At 63.9% G+C, this 17,890-nt stretch carries 16 protein-coding genes; 15 read left to right on the forward strand and 1 reads right to left on the reverse strand.

Translation table 11 applies throughout. The features are described from left to right. Positions 1-858, forward strand: coding sequence for a glycosyltransferase (locus BSY238_RS05220; protein ID WP_069038205.1), 858 nt, complete (start codon positions 1-3; stop codon positions 856-858). After that, the gene (locus tag BSY238_RS05225; RefSeq protein ID WP_069038206.1) at positions 855-1,811 is read left to right on the forward strand and encodes a glycosyltransferase family 2 protein; all 957 of its coding nucleotides are present in this window, start codon (positions 855-857) and stop codon (positions 1,809-1,811) included. Before BSY238_RS05220 ends, BSY238_RS05225 begins: the two co-directional genes overlap by 4 nt. Before the next feature lie 146 nt (positions 1,812-1,957). On the opposite strand, the gene BSY238_RS05230 is transcribed toward BSY238_RS05225, so the two are convergent. Continuing rightward, positions 1,958-2,356: a hypothetical protein gene (locus tag BSY238_RS05230; protein WP_150123883.1), complete on the reverse strand. Its 399-nt coding sequence runs from the start codon at positions 2,354-2,356 to the stop codon at positions 1,958-1,960. A gap of 48 nt (positions 2,357-2,404) precedes the next feature. On the opposite strand from BSY238_RS05230, the gene BSY238_RS05235 reads away from it, so the two are divergent. From BSY238_RS05235 to BSY238_RS05295, 13 genes are all read left to right on the forward strand, one after another. Then, positions 2,405-3,856, forward strand: a complete 1,452-nt coding sequence (locus tag BSY238_RS05235) for a lipopolysaccharide biosynthesis protein (protein ID WP_236952611.1) — start codon at positions 2,405-2,407, stop codon at positions 3,854-3,856. A gap of 22 nt (positions 3,857-3,878) precedes the next feature. Beyond that, a complete protein-coding gene (locus BSY238_RS05240; protein WP_069038209.1) occupies positions 3,879-4,697 on the forward strand; it encodes a polysaccharide deacetylase family protein in 819 nt (272 codons plus the stop codon). Next, a complete protein-coding gene (locus BSY238_RS05245) occupies positions 4,694-5,674 on the forward strand; it encodes a glycosyltransferase family 2 protein (RefSeq protein ID WP_069038210.1) in 981 nt (326 codons plus the stop codon). The genes BSY238_RS05240 and BSY238_RS05245 overlap by 4 nt, the downstream gene beginning before the upstream one ends. A gap of 190 nt (positions 5,675-5,864) precedes the next feature. Then, on the forward strand, positions 5,865-6,821 hold the full coding sequence (locus tag BSY238_RS05250; protein ID WP_083223929.1) for a glycosyltransferase family 2 protein: 957 nt from the start codon (positions 5,865-5,867) through the stop codon (positions 6,819-6,821). Positions 6,822-6,830: 9 nt separating this feature from the next. After that, positions 6,831-7,790: a glycosyltransferase gene (locus tag BSY238_RS05255; RefSeq protein WP_069038212.1), complete on the forward strand. Its 960-nt coding sequence runs from the start codon at positions 6,831-6,833 to the stop codon at positions 7,788-7,790. A 14-nt stretch (positions 7,791-7,804) separates the two neighbouring features. Beyond that, positions 7,805-8,704, forward strand: coding sequence for a glycosyltransferase family 2 protein (locus tag BSY238_RS05260; protein ID WP_069038213.1), 900 nt, complete (start codon positions 7,805-7,807; stop codon positions 8,702-8,704). A gap of 26 nt (positions 8,705-8,730) precedes the next feature. After that, a complete protein-coding gene (locus BSY238_RS05265) occupies positions 8,731-9,681 on the forward strand; it encodes a sulfotransferase family protein (RefSeq protein ID WP_083224126.1) in 951 nt (316 codons plus the stop codon). After that, on the forward strand, positions 9,678-10,571 hold the full coding sequence (locus tag BSY238_RS05270; RefSeq protein WP_069038215.1) for a glycosyltransferase family 2 protein: 894 nt from the start codon (positions 9,678-9,680) through the stop codon (positions 10,569-10,571). The genes BSY238_RS05265 and BSY238_RS05270 overlap by 4 nt, the downstream gene beginning before the upstream one ends. Before the next feature lie 7 nt (positions 10,572-10,578). Continuing rightward, positions 10,579-11,436: a glycosyltransferase family 2 protein gene (locus BSY238_RS05275; RefSeq protein WP_223300276.1), complete on the forward strand. Its 858-nt coding sequence runs from the start codon at positions 10,579-10,581 to the stop codon at positions 11,434-11,436. Then, positions 11,433-13,112, forward strand: coding sequence for an asparagine synthetase B family protein (locus BSY238_RS05280; protein WP_083223930.1), 1,680 nt, complete (start codon positions 11,433-11,435; stop codon positions 13,110-13,112). The genes BSY238_RS05275 and BSY238_RS05280 overlap by 4 nt, the downstream gene beginning before the upstream one ends. Before the next feature lie 33 nt (positions 13,113-13,145). Then, a complete protein-coding gene (locus tag BSY238_RS05285; protein ID WP_069038216.1) occupies positions 13,146-14,372 on the forward strand; it encodes a glycosyltransferase family 4 protein in 1,227 nt (408 codons plus the stop codon). A gap of 54 nt (positions 14,373-14,426) precedes the next feature. Further along, entirely contained in the window at positions 14,427-16,295 is a 1,869-nt protein-coding gene (locus BSY238_RS05290; protein ID WP_069040472.1) for an asparagine synthase, read from the forward strand. A 4-nt stretch (positions 16,296-16,299) separates the two neighbouring features. Further along, on the forward strand, positions 16,300-17,478 hold the full coding sequence (locus BSY238_RS05295) for a glycosyltransferase family 4 protein (protein ID WP_069038217.1): 1,179 nt from the start codon (positions 16,300-16,302) through the stop codon (positions 17,476-17,478). Positions 17,479-17,890: the final 412 nt, after the last annotated feature.

Genomic DNA, 17,890 nt, shown 5'->3' on the forward strand with positions numbered 1-17,890 from the left:
ATGACAGTTTCGTCAATCAGCGTCGTCATGCCGGTTTTCAACGGCGAACGCCATCTGGCTGAAGCAATCGACTCAGTGCTGGCGCAATCCATCGCGCCCAGCGAGTTCATCGTGGTAGATGACGGCTCGACCGATGGCAGTGCGCAGCTTCTCGAGCGTTACAGTGATCGCCTGAACGTCCTGTGTCAGCCCAATGGCGGCCAGTCTCTCGCACGCTTTCGGGGCACTGAGGTGGCAAGCGGCGAATTCCTCGCCTTCATCGATCAGGATGACATGTGGGACCCTCAAAAACTTGCGCGCCAAATCGACCTGTTGCAGCGTTTCCCGGCTGCGCTGGCCACCTATTGCGACCATCGCGGCATCGATGGTGCCGGTACCGTCACGGCAATCAGTGGATCGGGCTATGGCCTGCGCGGCAGCGGACAGATTCTGACAGCACTGCTGCGGGGAAACTTCATACGCAGTGCCTCGCTGGTGATGGTCCGGCGCCAGGCGTACGAACTCGCAGGCAAGTTTCTGCGTGAGCGCTTTTTCTGGTCTGACGATTACAGCATGTGGATGCGCATAGCCGCTCACGGACCGGTCATCTATCAGGCAGAGACGCTGGTCAGCTACAGACAGCATTCCGGCAACACATCCGGAGATGTTTACGAGAAGGCACTGGGCGATGCACACGCGCTCGGAACGCTCGTTGATCATCTCCGCGCCGCCGGGCTGACCCGGCATATGAATGCCGCGCTCGCCGCGCAACGCGAGGCAATGCGCAGCGCCGCCTGGCACTGTATCCGCAGGCGCGAAATTGCACGCGCCCTGTCTTATCGATTGAAGGCCGTGATGTCGCTGTGGAGTACTCAATGACGCGCCCGGAGCCCCGTTTTTCCATCGTACTGCCGACACACAATCGCCACGAGCTTCTGCGCGAGGCGCTTGAGTCGCTCGCTGCGCAAACCTTCACGGACTGGGAAGTGGTCGTGGTCGACGACGGATCCAGTCAACCGGTCGATGCAGCCGAGATCAGGAGCATCGTTGGCGAGCGCTATACGCTGCATACGCATGCACATCCCAAGGGCGTGGCTGCGGCGCGGAATTCTGGCTACATGCTGGCGCGAGGCGAGTTCATTGCCCAGCTCGACGATGACGACCAGCTCGCGCCCGCAGCCCTGGAACTCGCAGATCGCGGGTTGAAGCACCCATTTGCCCCTGAAATCCTCTACATCGGCGTAGAAGCTTTCGGCGGCGAGGGTGCTGCCGTCAACGCGCGACAGAGAGCCGCGCTGGACCGTACGCTGGCAAACGCCAGGTCGGCAAGCGATCAGGGACTGATCATTTTCGGTGATGCGCTTTTCGATGCGCTTCTGAAGAGCGTGCCGGCCGCCTTCCAGAAACCCATTTTTCACCGCAGCATCCTTGACCGGGTGCAGCCCATGAACAAGGATGACTGGCCGGAGTCAGCGTGGGCCATAGAAGCTGCGGCACGCTCGATCCGGTGCGCACTTCTTGACCTTCCGGTGTATCGCTGGCGTCGTGACGGGCAGAGCTACTTCTCGGTCAGCGGGCAGCACTTCGCGTCCATGCTCGGCCATATTCGAATGAAGCAGGGTCTGCTTGACCGTCTCGGCCAAGAATTGCCTGAACGCAAGCCGGCATTGAAAAAAGCGCTCGCGCAAGCTCGCTTCGACTATTGCTACAACATGGTTTCAGATAGTTCGGCAATGCCCTGGGGCCAATTTACCCGGTCATTCATTGAAGCACCGGGGGCAAGGCACCTGCGTTTGCTCTATCGAAGCCAGTTGAGACGCCGGATTCAGTAGTCAATCAGCCGCAGCGAGGCTGAACGCACGGCGAACAGCGCGTCGCACCACAACGAAGCTGTTCAGGGGCGCGTGCAACTCAAGTCAGCTTTCTTGCACGCCACCCACCGCGAGATGTTAGTCCGATGATTTCTGACCGGCTCCTTTCATTTCTTCAAGGCGCAATGTGATTCGCTTGTGCTCGCCTGTGGCTTGCTGCGATTCTTCAAGCGCCCGCGTCGCGTCGGACTTCCAGCCAATCTGAAAATGTCGCTCAAGGCAACCCAAGCGCTCATCTCCAATCGCTTGATCTTGATGGCTTCTTCGAATGCTTCGCGCGCTTCGGCGTACTCCCGGAGCAGCATGTGACCACGACACAGATTCACCAACGCTTCACCGGACACCTTGCGCCGAGCCTTGAACGCTCGGGCCTGTGCCAGAGCTGACGCCGACCGATCCGTCGTGACGCGCTCGGCAGAGGGCCACGCTCTGCGGGTGAGATACTTCGCGCGCAGGTCGTGCGCGAAAAATTCCGCGAGACTCAACGCCCGGGCAAGGCGCTTCACCGACACTTCATCGAGTCAATGAGCACGGAAAAAAGTTTCAGGCACAGCGTGAGCTGGCTCTTCCTTGGCAATACCGGCACGCAGTTGCTGACATTCGCGTTCGGCGTCGTTCTGGCACGTTTGCTGGCGCCCGAGGTGTTCGGGCTGCTGGTGACGATACAGATTTTCACTGGCCTCGCCGGTTTCGTGTCGGGCGGCGGCATGGGCCAGGCCCTGGTGCGCGCCAAGGACGTCACGCAGCGCGACTTCAATGTCGTGTTCACACTGCAATTGCTGATCGGATGCTGCATCTACGCCGTTTTCTTCTTCTCGGCGCCGCTGTTTGCCCGCTGGTACGATTTTCCGCTCTACACGGATCTGCTGCGCGTCTCCGCACTCACGTTCATTACGCGTCCACTGGTCAATTTGCCGAACAGCATCCTGCATCGCAACATGCGCTTCAAGGCGCAGACGACGGTGCGGATCATCACGCTGCTGGTGTCCAGCATGACCAGCATCGGGCTCGCGATCATCGGCTGGGGTGTCTGGAGTCTCGTTCTGGGCGGGCTTTCAGGTTCCATCGTCAGCGCCCTGCTCTTCAGCCTGTTCGCTCGCTGGCGCCCTGGTCTGGATTTCGGCTTCCGCCACGGGTTAGACCTCGCCCGCTACGGCTTTTTGGTGTCGGCAAACGACATCGTTATCTACATCCGTCAGCAGACGACCAATTTCATCCTCGGCCGCACGCTGGGAATGACTTCGGTCGGATTGTTCAACAAGTCCGACAGCCTGATGCGCATGCCCAACAGTTTCATCACCGGCTCGGTCTATCAGGCGTTGTTCCGCGCGCTCGCCAAACATCAGGATGAACCGGCAAAGGGGCGCAGCATGTTCCTGAGCGCCATCCGTCTGGTCTGCGTATACACGCTGCCGTTCTACATCATGCTTTTCTGGCTTGCTCACCCGCTGATCGAGGGCGTGTACGGCCTGCGCTGGGTCGACGCAGCCGCTCCGCTTGCGATGTTGTCGCTGTGCGGACCCTTCCTGATCATCGAAAATCTGTCAGGTGCCGTGCTGGCCGCTCACAATTGGCTCCAGCGGGAACTGTTCGTGCAGTGTGCCGTGCTTGCGCTTACGGCGATTGCCACCATTTCCGGGCTCTCCGGAGGCCTTGAATTGATGTCGGCGATGCTGGTTCTGGTCAGCATTTACTGCGCGACGCACATGTATCTGCTTGCGTCGCGCTGCATCGGCACCGGATGGCGTGATCTTGCGCGGGCAATTACACCGGCAGCCATGCTGAACGCCCCGCTGTTTTTCGCGATGTGGGCAATCACGGCACTGCTGGCGCCCTATGCATCGACGACGCATCCGTTGCTCATCGTGCTGATGGCCGGTTCCGCCGGCGCACTCCTGTACACGTCGGCTTTCCTTGTTCTGCCCATCAAGTCGCTGGCATCGGAACGGGATCGCTGGAAGGCCCTGTTGCGCGCCGCATTGCCCGGCGCGCGACCCGAGGCATGAACCGCTGCCTGGAGACGCAGACATGATCGATCCGCTGTCGCAATGGATCAGTCGATCATCCGGTCTGCACGGTCCGGTCATGCTCATGTATCACGCGATCACTCCGGGCCGTGAGGTACCAGCATGGCCATGGGCCGTCTCCGCCGCCCGGTTTGACGCACAACTCGACGCCTTGCTGTCCGCCGGATGGCACACGGTCACGCAATCCGAAATGCTTGCCGGAGGCCCTGCACTGCAGCCACGAAGCGTTGCGATCACCTTTGACGACGGCTATGCGGACAACCTGTATGCCATGGAATCCCTTCGCAGCCGGGGCATGCGGGGAACCTGGTTCATCGCATCCGGTTCGATCGGACGCACGCCGCAGTGGACAGAGGAAGGCCAGCCCAGGGGCCGGATGCTCGACAATGGCGAGCTGCGCGCGATGCAGCAGATGGGTATCGAGATTGGCGCCCATTCGGTCAGCCATCGGCGACTGACCTTGCTCGATACGGACGAACTACGCGCCGAAGTCAGCGATTCGCGTGCGATGCTGGAAGATCTGCTCGGCCAGCCAGTCAGCAGTTTTGCCTACCCCTATGGCGAGTACGACGAGCGATGTACCGAAGCGGTCCGATCGGCCGGCTACGCCTCGGCCTGCACGACTCGCACCGGGTGGGCCATGCGTGACGGCAACCCCTACACGTTGCGTCGCCTCACGGTATTCAATACCGACACCGCCTCCACGCTGATCCGTAAGGTTTCGCTGGGTAGCCATGAGATCGCTTCGTCCACCCTGCTCAAGCAGATCGGGCGAAATCTCGCAGGCAGGGTGTCTGCCAGACATGGAAAAGCGGAATGACGGAACAACCCTCCATCACCCAACCCGGCACACCGTCTTCGGGAGCCACCACGAAGCTGTCCATCGTGATCCCCTGTTACAACGGCGCGCAGTACCTTGCGGCTGCGATCGATTCGGCGATGGCGCAGGATTATCCGGACAAGGAAATCATCGTTGTAAATGACGGTTCGACCGACGATTCGTTAGCGGTCGCGTCAGCCTATGGCGATGCGATCGTTCTGGTCGATCAGCACAACCAGGGTCTCTCGGCCGCCCGCAATGCCGGCATCCGCTCCGCGACAGGAGACCTTTTCGCATTTCTGGATTGCGACGACTACTGGGCTCCGGATTTCGCATCCAAGCTTTGCCGGGCACTCCTCGACAACGATGCGACCATCGCCTATTGCGGATGGCAGAACGTCGGCGTGTCGGGTCCAAGGAATGAACCGTTCGTGCCGGCCGACTATGCCGGCATGCCGGACCGGATCGAGAAGCTGATCACGGGTGTGCGCTGGCCGGTGCATGCCGCAATTGTCCGGCGGGACGCGCTCTTCGCCGCCGGCCTGTTCGATACCGGGCTGCGCTGCTGCGAGGATTTCGCGCTCTGGATACGCGCAGCGCCCACCGCCCCGCTTGTCCGGGTTCCGGAAGTGCTGGCCTTTTACCGCTTCCATGAAGGGCAGATGACCCGCAACCGGGCATTGGTCGCACTTTCGCACTTTCAGGTGCAGATGGATTTTCTGAGCGGACACCCGGAGATCGGCGCGCATTTCGACAAGCAGACCCTGCGGCGCATCACGGTAGACGAACTGGTCCGGCGGGGCTTCGCGGCCTACTGGAGCGGCGATCTGCCGGCCACACGAGCCATCTTCCGCACTGCGCTGCGGCACGGGTACCGGAGCCCGGGCAAGATGAAGTACATGCTGCCGGCACTGCTTCCGCAAGCGATCCATGAAATGCTCGTGCGCGTGCTCCGCAACGGCGGGAAGGCAGATTAGCCGCACGTGTCGGACAAGGGCTGAGCAGGTCCTGTCCGTGACGTATATCGGGGCCGCAAACGACCGTGGCTGATAGGATTTCGCGATCCGCAGATACGCGCTCGCCTGCTCCGACCTTGACCCAACATCCCTCACACCATCACGCAGACTCGCGTACCAACGGGTTCGCCGTGGTCAGGAGCACGCATCCTTGACCCCCGGTATTTCGGTCGTGATGCCATGTCACAACGGAGCCGCCCATCTGGCACGCAGTACGGCGAGCGTGCGCATGCAGACGCGCGCCGACTGGGAGTTGATCATCGTCGATGACGGTTCGACGGACGACTCTTGGCAGGTAATCCAGCAACTCGCCGCTGCCGAACCGCGCATTACGCCATTGCAGCAGCCGCACTCCGGTGCCGCTGCTGCACGCAACAAGGCGCTTTCCACGGCACGGGGCAGATGGGTCGCATTCCTGGATGCCGACGACACCTGGCACCCTGACTTCCTGTCCCGAATGTCGGCGGCGCTTGGCGGGCGACAGGACGATGCACTCGCCTACTGCGGCTGGCACAACATCGGTGCCGGCCATGAGGGCGAGCCGCCCTTCGTACCACCCGATTACGAAACGCCAGACAAGCTCGCCGAGTTGCTCTGCGGTTGCCGCTGGCCGATACATGGTGCGATGGTCAGTCTGGCCGCGATTCGCAAGTACGGCGCCTTCGATCCAGCCCTCCGCTCCAGCGAGGATTTCGATCTCTGGCTTCGTCTTGGCTGCAGGATGCCACTCGTGCGTATCCCGGAAGTGCTTGCCTGCTACCATTTCCACGCAGGTGCCCAGGTCACCAAGAGCCGCCTGCGGGCCGCTGCAGACAAGCTTCTTGTTCAGCGCAAGTTCCTCGCTACGCATCCGGTCGAAGCGAAACGGCTCGGCAGGGCGAAAGTGCGCGAACAGATCGAAGGCGACATGCTGTACCGTGCCTACGAAAATTACTGGAAGGGTGACCTGCCGATGGCACGACAACTGTTCCGTGCAGTGATGGCGAGCGGCTACGGCAATGCGAAGGACTGGTGCCACATGCTGCCGGCCCTGCTCCCGGCAAGATTGCACAGCTTGCTGCTCAAGGGCATCGGCCGCGCACGCAGCGGTTTTACGCGCCAGGGCTGAACGGTCACCATGATGCTCACATTCGCTTTCTGTACCTTCAATCGCGCCGATCGCCTCGAAGCGCTGGTGTCCGCGATGCGCGCGCAGTCATGCCCGATTCCGTTCGAGATACTGGCGGTCAACAACAACAGCCGGGACAACACCCTCGAGGTACTCGATCGGCTAGCCGCGCTGCCAGGTGTCGCGCTGCGTCATGTGACCGAAACGGCGCAAGGCATCGTACCGGCACGCAACCGGGCGATTTCCGAAGCCCTGTGCAGCGACATACTGGTTTTCATCGATGATGATGAACTGCCGACCCCCGGTCTGCTCGATGCCGCGTGCGACGCCATCATCAACGAAGGCGCGCAATGCGTCGGCGGACGCGTACAGGTCGACTTCACGCCATTCGATCGGCCACGCTGGCTGTCGGACGACCTGCTGGGCTTTCTCGCCGAGGTCGAACATGGCGACACGTCGATGTGGCTGACTGACGACAGCCGGCTGCTCTGGACAGCGAACATCGCCTACGACATGCGTCTCTTCCGGGACAATCCCGATCTGCGCTTCGATCGCCGGTACAACCGCGTGGGAGTCGATGTGGGCGGCGGCGAAGATGCGGTGATGTTCCGCGAGTTGCTGTCGCGCGGAACCCGCATGCGCTACCGCCCCGAAATGAAGACGCGACATTTCATAGAGGAATGGAGATTGCAGCGCATGTATTTCCTGCGCCTGCATTACCGGGCCGGGCTTCGATTCGGCGAATTCAGCCTTGATCGCGCTGCACGCGAAGTACTCGGCATGCCGCCCTTCCTGCTGCGACAGTTGTTTGCGCACGTGGCGCGCTGGCTCTCGATGAGCATGCGAGGGCAGCGCGGGGCACTGCGACAGGGCATGAATGCCGCGCATTGTTTCGGCTCCCTCCGGGGCTATCTCCGCAAGCCGTCAAGCGCCGCCACGGCGCCCGAAACGCCAGCCTCTGGCAACTGATCCGGCGCCGGAAAATGCCTGCTCTCACCGTCCTGATCTGTACGCACAACCGCCGCGCCTTGCTGGAAAAAGTGCTGGCTTCAATCGATGCCGCGCGCCATCCATCCGGCTGGCAGATCGGCATTCGTGTCATCGCGAATGCCTGCAACGATGACACGCTGGATTACCTCGCTGCCCGGTCGGGAGCACGCCCGCTGACTTTCGAACACGAAATGCGGCCCGGCAAGTCGCACGCGCTTAACCGGGCCTTATCGACGCTGGACGGAGATGTCGTTGCCTTTGTCGATGACGATCACCGCGTCGATGCGGGATATCTCGAAGCCGTCTGCCAGACTTTCCAGAGCGAGCCGGATATCGATCTGCTGTGCGGACGCATCCTGCCCGACTGGGACGGCAGCGAGCCCGCGTGGGTGCACGAACAAGGGCGCTACCGGGTGTATCCGCTGCCGGTGCCTCGATTCGACCTGGGGGACGAACCCAAAACGCTGGGCCGTGGCACCGCGATTCCGGGCGGCGGCAACCTTGCCGTGCGCACAGGATGGCTGGAACGCATCGGCATGTTCTCGATCGAGCTTGGCCCGCAGGGCCACGACCTCGGAGGGGCGGAAGACATCGACTGGATATTGCGCGGGCTCTCCCAGGGTGCCCGCCTCGTGTACAGACCGCAGATGACCCAGTATCACTACGTCGACGGTGCGAGGCTCCAGACCAGCTATGTCGTGCGCAAGGCCTTCCATCGTTCATCGTCGTCTGCGCGCGTCGATCGAATCAAGCCGGCTGCCTACATGATTCGCAAGTGCATCATGTGCATGGGGTCGGTTGCCCTGTCGCTCGACTCTGCGCGACGTCGTCATTATCTGGTGCGTTTTGCGGCTGCGCTGGGTGAGTTGCACGGCGCGCTGAAGAATCGCTGAAGGAGGCCATCCAGTAGCCCATGTCCATGCTCAGCAAACTGCACAAGCTGCGTGACCCCGAGATCGTCACCAAGAATCTGATCGAGTTGGGCCGTCAGGCACGCGGTGCCTGGTGGGACGCCACGCGTCCCACGTCACCGGCGCCCGTGTTCCTGATCGGCTGTTCGCGTTCCGGCACCACGGTCACCTTCGAAACGCTGGGTGCGTCAAAACAGCTGGTGAATCTCGGTTTCGAAATTCCGCAGTTCTGGAACGAACTGTATGGTCCGCTGAACAATGGTTGGCATTCAGAAGCGGCGGCTGCCGAACACGCCAGTCCGGAACATCGCGACGCCGCGCTGCGCTTCTTCTATCAGCGCCTGGGCAGCGGACGCGTGCTCGACAAGACCTGCATCAACGTGATGCGCGTCGGCTATCTGCACGCGCTGTTCCCGGACGCCAAGTTCGTGTTCATCCAGCGCGACGGTCGCGACAACATCAGTTCGATGATCGATGGCTGGCGGCTGGGCCGCACCGACGGCGACTTCCATCTGTCGCAGTTCCTCGGAGAATTTCCGGAACCGGTGGCGATCAACGGCGGCGAATACGACGACTGGGCATTCTTTCTTGCGCCCGGCTGGCAGGCGTACAACCATTCGCCGGTCGAGGAGGTGTGCGCTTTCCAGTGGATCAGCGCCAACCAGCTTGCACTTGACGCAGCCAGTCAGTTGCCGACTGAACTCTGGATACAGCTGCGCTATGAAGACCTGTTCGAACGTCCGGTCGACATGTTCCGCGACGTCTACGCGCGGCTGGACCTGGATTTCACCGCAGACATCGAACAGCGATGCCGCACGCTGGATCAACGCCCCACCAGCATCGTCAAGGGCAAGCCCTCGAAGGCCAAGTGGAAGAGCCAGAACCCGGAGCTGATCGAGCGCATCCTTGATCGCATCGCACCGATGCAGGCACGCCTCGGTTACGACAACGCGTCATGAGCACTCCGCGCGTCAGCGTCGTCATGCCTGCCTGGAACTGTGCGTGGTGCATTGACCGCGCGCTGGATTCGCTGCGCGCACAGACCTTCATCGATTTCGAAACCATCGTCGTCGACGACGGCAGCACGGACGATACGCCGGCCTTGCTGGCGCGCCGTGGCGACACGCTGCGTGTCATCCGCCAGGCGAACGCCGGCATGTCAGCCGCACGCAATGCCGGCATAGCTGCCGCGCGGGGCGAACTGGTCGCCTTCCTCGACAGCGATGACTGGTGGCGGCCGGCGAAGCTGGCGCAACAGGTCGCGCTGATGGACGCCGACCCGGATCTGGGTTTCTGTTCCTCTGCGACTGAACTGCAATCCGAGGACGGCACAGTGGTTGGCGAGTGGGGTTGCCCCGCCAGCACCGACGATCTGGTTGCCCGCATCCTTGGTGGCCATGCCGCGGTGGCCGGTGGCGCTTCGTCGGTCATGGTGCGCAGGACGCTGCTCGACGGCACCGATGGCTTCGATGCACGGCTGCGCGGCGCCGAGGATACCGACCTCTGGGTGCGCCTGGCTGCAGCCGCGCGCTATGCCTGCATTCCGGATCGCCAGGTCGTGGTGACCCGCAACGCCGGCAGCGTAAGCCGCAACCGGGAAGCCATGCGCCGTGGCGCGCTCGATTGTCTGGACAAGAACCGACCGCTGCTGCCTGCCGCCAAGCAGGATGCCTATTGGCGCGCCTGCCGCGCCAGCGTGCTGGCCGATTACGCGAAGTGGCGCTATCGCGACGGCGATCGCCGGGCCGCGCTGCAGGATCTGTTTCAGGCGCTCAAGCTCGCACCGCTGTCGCATGGCCGGCTGGTTGCGTCGCTGGCCCTGGCCATGCTGACCGGCCGCACGGTCTGACACGCGGATGAGCACGGTGCTGTCGGTCATCATTCCGGCACACAACGCCGCCCGCTGGATCGCCGCGGCGATCGACAGCGTCCGCACGCAGGCGCTGCCGACCGTACCCGACATCATCGTCGTGACCGACCGCTGCAGCGACCAGACCGCGAACATCGCGCTCGCGACAGGTGCCCGCATCATCGACAGCCCCACTGCGGGCCCGTCCGCTGCGCGCAATGCGGGCGTGGCGGCCAGCCACTCGCGCTACATCGCCTTTCTCGACGCTGACGACCTGTGGCCGCCCGACAGCTGCGCGGCCCGGCTCGCCCTGCTCGATGCAACGCCCGATGCCGCCATGGTGTTCGGCGATTGCCGCCAGTTTGACGACCGGGATGGCAACCCGCACTTCCACGCGCACACGCTGTTTGTTAAGGGCGGGCGCGATGTGGCGTTCTTCGGCGACGCGGCGCGCGTGGTCGATGCGCTGGACAAACTGCTCGATGCCGATTTCATCACCACCGGCACCGTCATCATGCGCCGCGAGGCATTCGATGCACTGGGCGGCTTCGACAGCGCGCTGCAACGGGTCGAAGACCTTGATCTGTGGCTGCGCGTGGCAGCCCGCTTCCCGCTGATCTGGCATGCGCAGACCGCGCTGTGGCGCCGGCGCCATGGCGACAACCTGTCGCGCGACACGCGCGCCATGCACGAGGCCTACATCGCGGTACTCGCGCGCCTGAAAGGCCTGCCGCAGGCGCGCCATCTCGAGCCACGCATCCGCACACTGCAGCGGCGCGAGCACCGGGCGCTCGCCCGCCAGGCCATCCTCGCCGGGCAACCACTGCGCGCGATGACCCACGTCTGGCAAGGCGTGCGCGCGTGACCATCGCCTGCGGACGTTTCGATCCGCACGCCCGCGATGGCGAGGCGCTCGCACTGCATGGCGACTGGGCCTGGCTTGCCTGCGTGCGCGGGCAGGCGGCCATCGCCGGCACGCTGTTCGGAATGCAGGACGCCACGGGCGACGGTCTGCTTCAGGGCGTGGCAGCGCTGCCGGACGGCCGCTATGCGATGGTCGCCTGCGATGCGGGGGAAGGTCGCCTCGTACTGGCACGCGATCCGGCCGGTTCGGTCGGCCTGTTCTGGCATCGCGACCGCAACGGCTGCATCCATTTCGCGACACGGCTCGATCTACTTGTCGCACGCTGTCAGACAGCACCCGTGCTATCGGACAGCGGCCTGCACGAATACCTGCGCTTTCTCGACATCGCCGCGCCGAATACGATCTACGAGGGCATCCACGCCCTGGCTGCGGGCTGTGCGATGCGCTTCGACGCGCAGGGAGGGCATGCCGCACCGCCCCCGGCGACGGCAGCCGACGCGCCGCCCGACTACGGCGCCGCCTGCGATGCGGTCGAGACGAGCCTGAGCGCCGCCATCGCCCGACGGCTCGACGGCTCGCCGGCACCCGGCTGCTTTCTGAGCGGCGGCATCGACTCCGCTCTGCTGTGTGCGCTGGCCCGGCACAGCGGTTTTCCCGTCAAGGCCTTCACCGTCGGCTTCGACACGCCTTCGCTCGACGAGTCGGCCACCGCGGCGCAGGTGGCCCGTCACCTCGGTGTCGAACATCACATCGTGCGTCCGGACATCGAGGCGCTGGAAAGCAGCTTTCATCGCGCCCACGCGCAGGCCGAACAACCGTACTGCGATCCGGCAGGCATGCCGACCCGGCTTGCGTTCGAAGCCTGCATGCAGCACGCGGACCGGGTGCTCGACGGCACCGGCGCCGAAGCGCTGGCCGGCGAAATGCCGGCGCGCTGGCGCCGCTTGGCACATGACTGGATCGCCCCCTGGCCGCCGGCTCTCAGGCGTGCAGGCGCTTCGCTGCTGCACGCCCTGCCCGGTCTCGGCGGCTACGCGCGCATGTTCGATTTCGATGCACCGCAGGATCTGTTCATCCGCTGGCAGGGCTTCACGCCGAACGACATCGAAAGTCTGACCGGCCGAGCACCCGATCTGTCCGTGACGAACTTCCATCGCCAGTACGAGGCGCTGCGCGATGCCTCGCACCTGATGCGTCAGTCGGTACTGCAGGGTCTGGCCCTGCCGGACGACCGCCTGCAGCAGGCAGCGCTGGCAACCGGACTGCGCGTCGAACAGCCGTTCGGCGACCCGGCGGTCGCCGCCCTGCTGCGGGCATTGCCAGCGGACTGGTGCTGGCGCCCCGAGCGCCCGAAGCGCCTGTTGCGCGACTTGCTTGCGCGGCATGTGCCGGAGGACATCTGGAACACGCCCAAACGCGGTTTCAACATCGATCTGATCCGCGTGCTGCGCCATCGAGAATGCCGCCTCGTGCGCCGCTATCTGGGCGATGCGGCGGACATTGAACGCCTGCCGCTGGACGTCATCGAAGTCGCACGCTGGCGCGACCGTTTTCTGGCCGGCGACGACGCAGCCGCACACCGCGTGTGGGCGTTGCTGAATCTCTCCGCGTGGCTCGCACAGCGCGCCAGTGCGGCATCTGCCCTCGCCGGTGACACGTTGCCTCGGCTACAGTAGCGCCCATTCAGCCTTTGCCCGCATCCGGCACGCATGAGCCTGCACCGCGCACACAGCACCCTTCATCCGCAGGACGGCACAGCCGCTCCGGCCAACGCGCCGCCGAGCCTGCGAATACTGATGTACTCGACCTATTTCCCGCCCGAGTTCAGCGGTGCCGCACAGCAGGCCCTGATGCTCGCGCGTCAGTTGCGCCGGCTCGGACATCACGTCGAGTTCGTCACGGTGCGCTGGCGTGATCTGCCTGAAGACGATGTCGTCGACGGTTTTCCGGTCAAGCGCCTGTACGCCGGCCGACGCCGCAAGCATCGCGAACTGCGGCTGTGGTTCAACCTGTGCGCGTATGTCTGGAAACGTCGTCGCGACTTCGACCTGCTGCACAGCCACGGCGCCTACTACACCAACTCCATCGTCGGTCCGCTGGCCCGCGCTGCAGGTCTGAAATCCATCGTCAAGGCAAGTCTGGCGAACGATGACCTGTACAGCATCGGGCGCACGGTGTCGGGCCGCCTGCACCTCGCTCTGCTGCGCCGGGTCGATGCCTGCGTCGCGATCAGCCGCGACCTGGTGCGCGAGTTCAGCGATTGCGGCGTGCCGTCGCAACGTATCCACTATCTGCCCAACGGGGTCGACACGGCGCTGTTTCATCCGGTCGATGCGGCGGAGCGCCAGCGCGCCCGCGCGCGGCTCGATCTGCCGTCGGACCGGCCGCTCGCGCTGTACGCCGGCGTCATGGACGATCGAAAGAACATCGAATGGCTGGCGCGGCAATGGGTGGCGCAGGATGCGTTCGGTACCGATGCACTGCTGCTGGCGATCGGCCCGCAGAGCCGCGAGGATACGAGCGGCGAACTGATCGGGCGACTGCGCGGCCTGCAGACGGAGGCACCGCGGCATTTCTGCCTGCGGGCACACGCGACGGATATCGACGACTACCTGCGCGCGGCCGATGTGCTGGTGCTGCCGTCGCATCGTGAAGGGTTGCCGAATGTCGTGCTGGAGGCGATGGCCAGCGGTCTGCCCTGCGTCGCGGCCGATGTCAGCGGCACGCGCGACCTCGTGCAGGACGGCCGCACGGGCTACACCTACCAGCCCGACGACGCGACGGCCCTGGCCAGTGCCGTCATCGGCGCCCTGTCACCCGGTGGTCGCGATCTGGGTCGCAATGGCCGTCGCATCGCGGAAGACAGTTTTTCGCTGGAATCGGTTGCACATGATTACAGCCGGCTCTATACCGATTTGCTGGCGGCCAAAGAATGAAGACGCACCTCAACGATTCGATCGGGCGCTGCGTCCGCAATGAAAGGGATGACGATGAGCAAGATATGCGGCTGGCTTGAAGGTGCCCGACCGCCACCGGCGAAGGTGGACGACCCGGTATCCGGCGTACAACGCATGGCGCAGCGGCTCGGCGGTCTGTCCAGCTCGAGCGTTCAGTATCGATTGAACGCCGGTGCGGCGGTCGCGGTGCGCGCCCATCCGGGCGCCATCGAAGTGTGCAAGGACGGCGCGCTGCTGATCGCGCTGGCGGGGCGCCCGACATGGTCCGATGCCGACCTGCAGGCGCGCGCAGCGCACACCGGCATGGCGCAGTCGGTGCTCCACACCTGGCGCGAACGCGGTCCGGCCCTGCTCGGCGCCCTGCACGGTTCGTTCTCGCTCTCCGTGCTCGACAGCGATCGCGAAGAAGGCCTGCTCGCCATCGACCGGGTTGGCACGCACACGCTTTGCTATGCACAGCGCGGTTCGACACTGGTTTTCGGCGCTAATGCCGACGCGGTGACCGCACATCCGGCGGTGCGGCCGGACATCGATCCGCAGGCCCTCTACGATTACGTTTACAGCCACATGGTGCCGGCGCCGGCCACCATCTACCGTGACGTGTTCAAGCTGCTGCCGGCGCAGTATGTCCATCTGCTCGCGGGCGAGCTCAAGACCGGTTTCTACTGGACGATGCCCTACGCGGACGACACGCCGGACGATTACGCCCGTTACGCGGCGGAGTTCCGCGAACTGCTCGAAAATTCGGTGCGCGATGCCGGCACCGGCGACCCTGTCGGTGCCTTCCTCAGCGGCGGCACCGACAGTTCGACCGTGGCCGGCATGATGGCGCGCGTGGCCGGTCGCGGCCCGGACACCTATTCGATCGGTTTCGATGCGGACGGCTTCGACGAGATGGAATTCGCGCGCATTGCGGCGGGACATTTCGGTTGTCGCACTCACGAGTACTATGTGACGCCATCGGATGTGGCCACCGCGATTCCGAAGATCGCTGCCCTTTACGACGAGCCCTTCGGCAACGCATCTGCAGTGCCGACCTATTTCTGCGCGCAGATGGCGCGTGCCGACGGACGGTCGCTGATGCTGGCCGGAGACGGCGGCGACGAAATCTTCGGCGGCAACGCGCGCTACGCCGATCAGGAGGTATTCGAGCGCTACGGCAGCGTGCCGGCGCCGCTGCGCGCCCTGCTCAACGGCAGCGTCGGTCACCTTCCCGATGCGCTGGCGGTGGGCGTGCTGCGCAAGGCACGCAATTACGTCAAGCGCGCGAGCATCCCGCTGCCCGACCGCATGGAGGTGTTCAACCACGTCGAGCGTGAAGGGGCCGAAACCATTCTTCCGGCCGGACTGCTGCGCGGCATCGATACCGCACGACCGCTGAAGTTCGCACGCGAGGTGTATGGTCGGACGCAGTCGCAGGCCATGGTCAACCGCATGATGCATCTCGACCTCAAGCAGACGCTGGCCGACAGCGACTTGCGCAAGGTGTCCGGCATGTGCGAACTGGCCGACATAGATGTGCGGTACCCGCTGCTCGACGAGCGCCTGATGGCGTTTTCGGCCAAACTGCCGGCGGACTACAAGGTACGCAACGGACAGTTGCGCTGGTTCTTCAAGGACGCGCTGAAGGATTTCCTCCCCCAGGCCACGATCACGAAGTCCAAGCACGGCTTTGGTCTGCCCTTCGGGCTGTGGATGCAGCAGGACCCGCAACTGGGTCGCATGGCGGCACAGTCGCTGGACGCGCTGGCGCAGCGTGGCATCGTTCAGCCGACCTTCGTCGCTCATCTGCTGGAGCGTCATCGCAGCGAGCATGCGTCCTACTACGGCGTGATGATATGGGTGCTGATGATGCTGGAGCAATGGCTCGAAGCGCACCCGGACGCCTCGCTGGATACCTGACACCATGAACTCCAACACAATCCGGCAGGATGCCCGCTATCTGGTGCTGACCGAGCTGTTCCAGCCGACCAAGGGCGGCACCGCAGTCTGGTTCGACGAGGTCTACCGCCGCCTGGGCGGCGCCGGCACGCACATTCTGACCGCCGATGTGCCGGGCGCCGCCGAACACGACCGCCTGAGTCCGAACACAGTTCACCGCCTGGCGTTGAAGCGGTACCCATGGATACGCCCCGAATCGCTGCCGGTTTACCTGGAATTCTTCCTGAAAACGCTGGCCGTGGGCTGGCGCAATCCGGTGACGCAGATCCACGCCGGCCGCGTGTTGCCGGAAGGACTGGTTGCCGTGCGCGCCGGGCGCCTGCTGAAGCGGCCGGTGGTGATCTATGCACACGGCGAAGAAATCACGACCTGGCGGCAGCCGCGCCGCGTCAAGGCGATGAAAGAAGCCTATTGCGGCGCTGACATGGTGATCGCGAACAGCGACTTCACGCGCGGACTGCTGCTCGATATGGGCGTGACTCCAGGTAACGTAGTCATCATCCATCCCGGCGTCGACACCGAGCGCTTCCGCCCCGGCCTGGATGGTTCGGCTCTACGCGCTTCACTCGGCCTGAAGCCGGAATCGCTGCTCATCCTGTCGGTCGGTCGGCTGACGCGGCGCAAGGGCTTCGACTACGTGATGCAATCGGTACCCGAACTCGTGGCTCGCGGGCTAGATGTACATCACGCTGTGATCGGCAAGGGCGAGGATGCCGATTACCTGGCCGACATCCGCGCCCGCTCGGGCATGCCGGAGCGGCTTCATCTGCTCGGCGGCGCAAGCGCCGAGGATCTACCGCTGTGGTACGCCGCCTGCGACCTCTTTGCGATGCCCAATCGAGATGTCGGTGCCGACACTGAGGGCTTCGGCATGGTGTACATCGAAGCAGCCGCCTGCGGCAGAACCTCGCTGGCCGGCAGCGCCGGCGGAACCGGTGCGGCTGTGCTCGATGGCAAAACCGGCCTGCGCTGCAACGGCAATTCGCTCGCATCGGTCACGGCGGGTTTGTATCAGTTGCTGAACCAAAGCACCGGCTTCGGTGCCGCTTGTGCGGCACGCGCCCAGGAACGCGCGCATCGCGAATTCTCATGGATGGCTGTCATGCAGCGGACAGAGGCACTTTGTCGGAAGCTAGACAGATGAATCGGCACCGCCCGCAACTCATCGCGACGACGTACGCGAAGCGGCGGAGATAGACTCCATGGATTTCGCGTCCGTCACCGTGCTCACCTCGGTCTTCAACGGCTAATTCTGCTGTGCCAGGAGTTAAGCCAGCTTCGGCAGCACAAGTGGCAGTGCGCAGTGAAGCGTGACGATAGAGGCCACGTTAGCTACGCCCCTCCGAACTGGGGTTGCCTGAATCGCCCCGGGTTTGAACTGACCCCCAGAAGTCGGACAAACTTCGAGGGGGTTTCATGAAAAAGTATCAAACAAAGTTCAAGCTCAAAGTGGTCAAGTGGAGTTGCCCCCATCCGGTGGACGGTTTGTGGTTTGAGAATCAAGCCGTGTGATCGTACTCGATGGCAGGGCTATCCACGGGGCCGCCGCCGGCCCC

This window comes from Methyloversatilis sp. RAC08 (genome assembly GCF_001713355.1).
Classification (GTDB): domain Bacteria; phylum Pseudomonadota; class Gammaproteobacteria; order Burkholderiales; family Rhodocyclaceae; genus Methyloversatilis.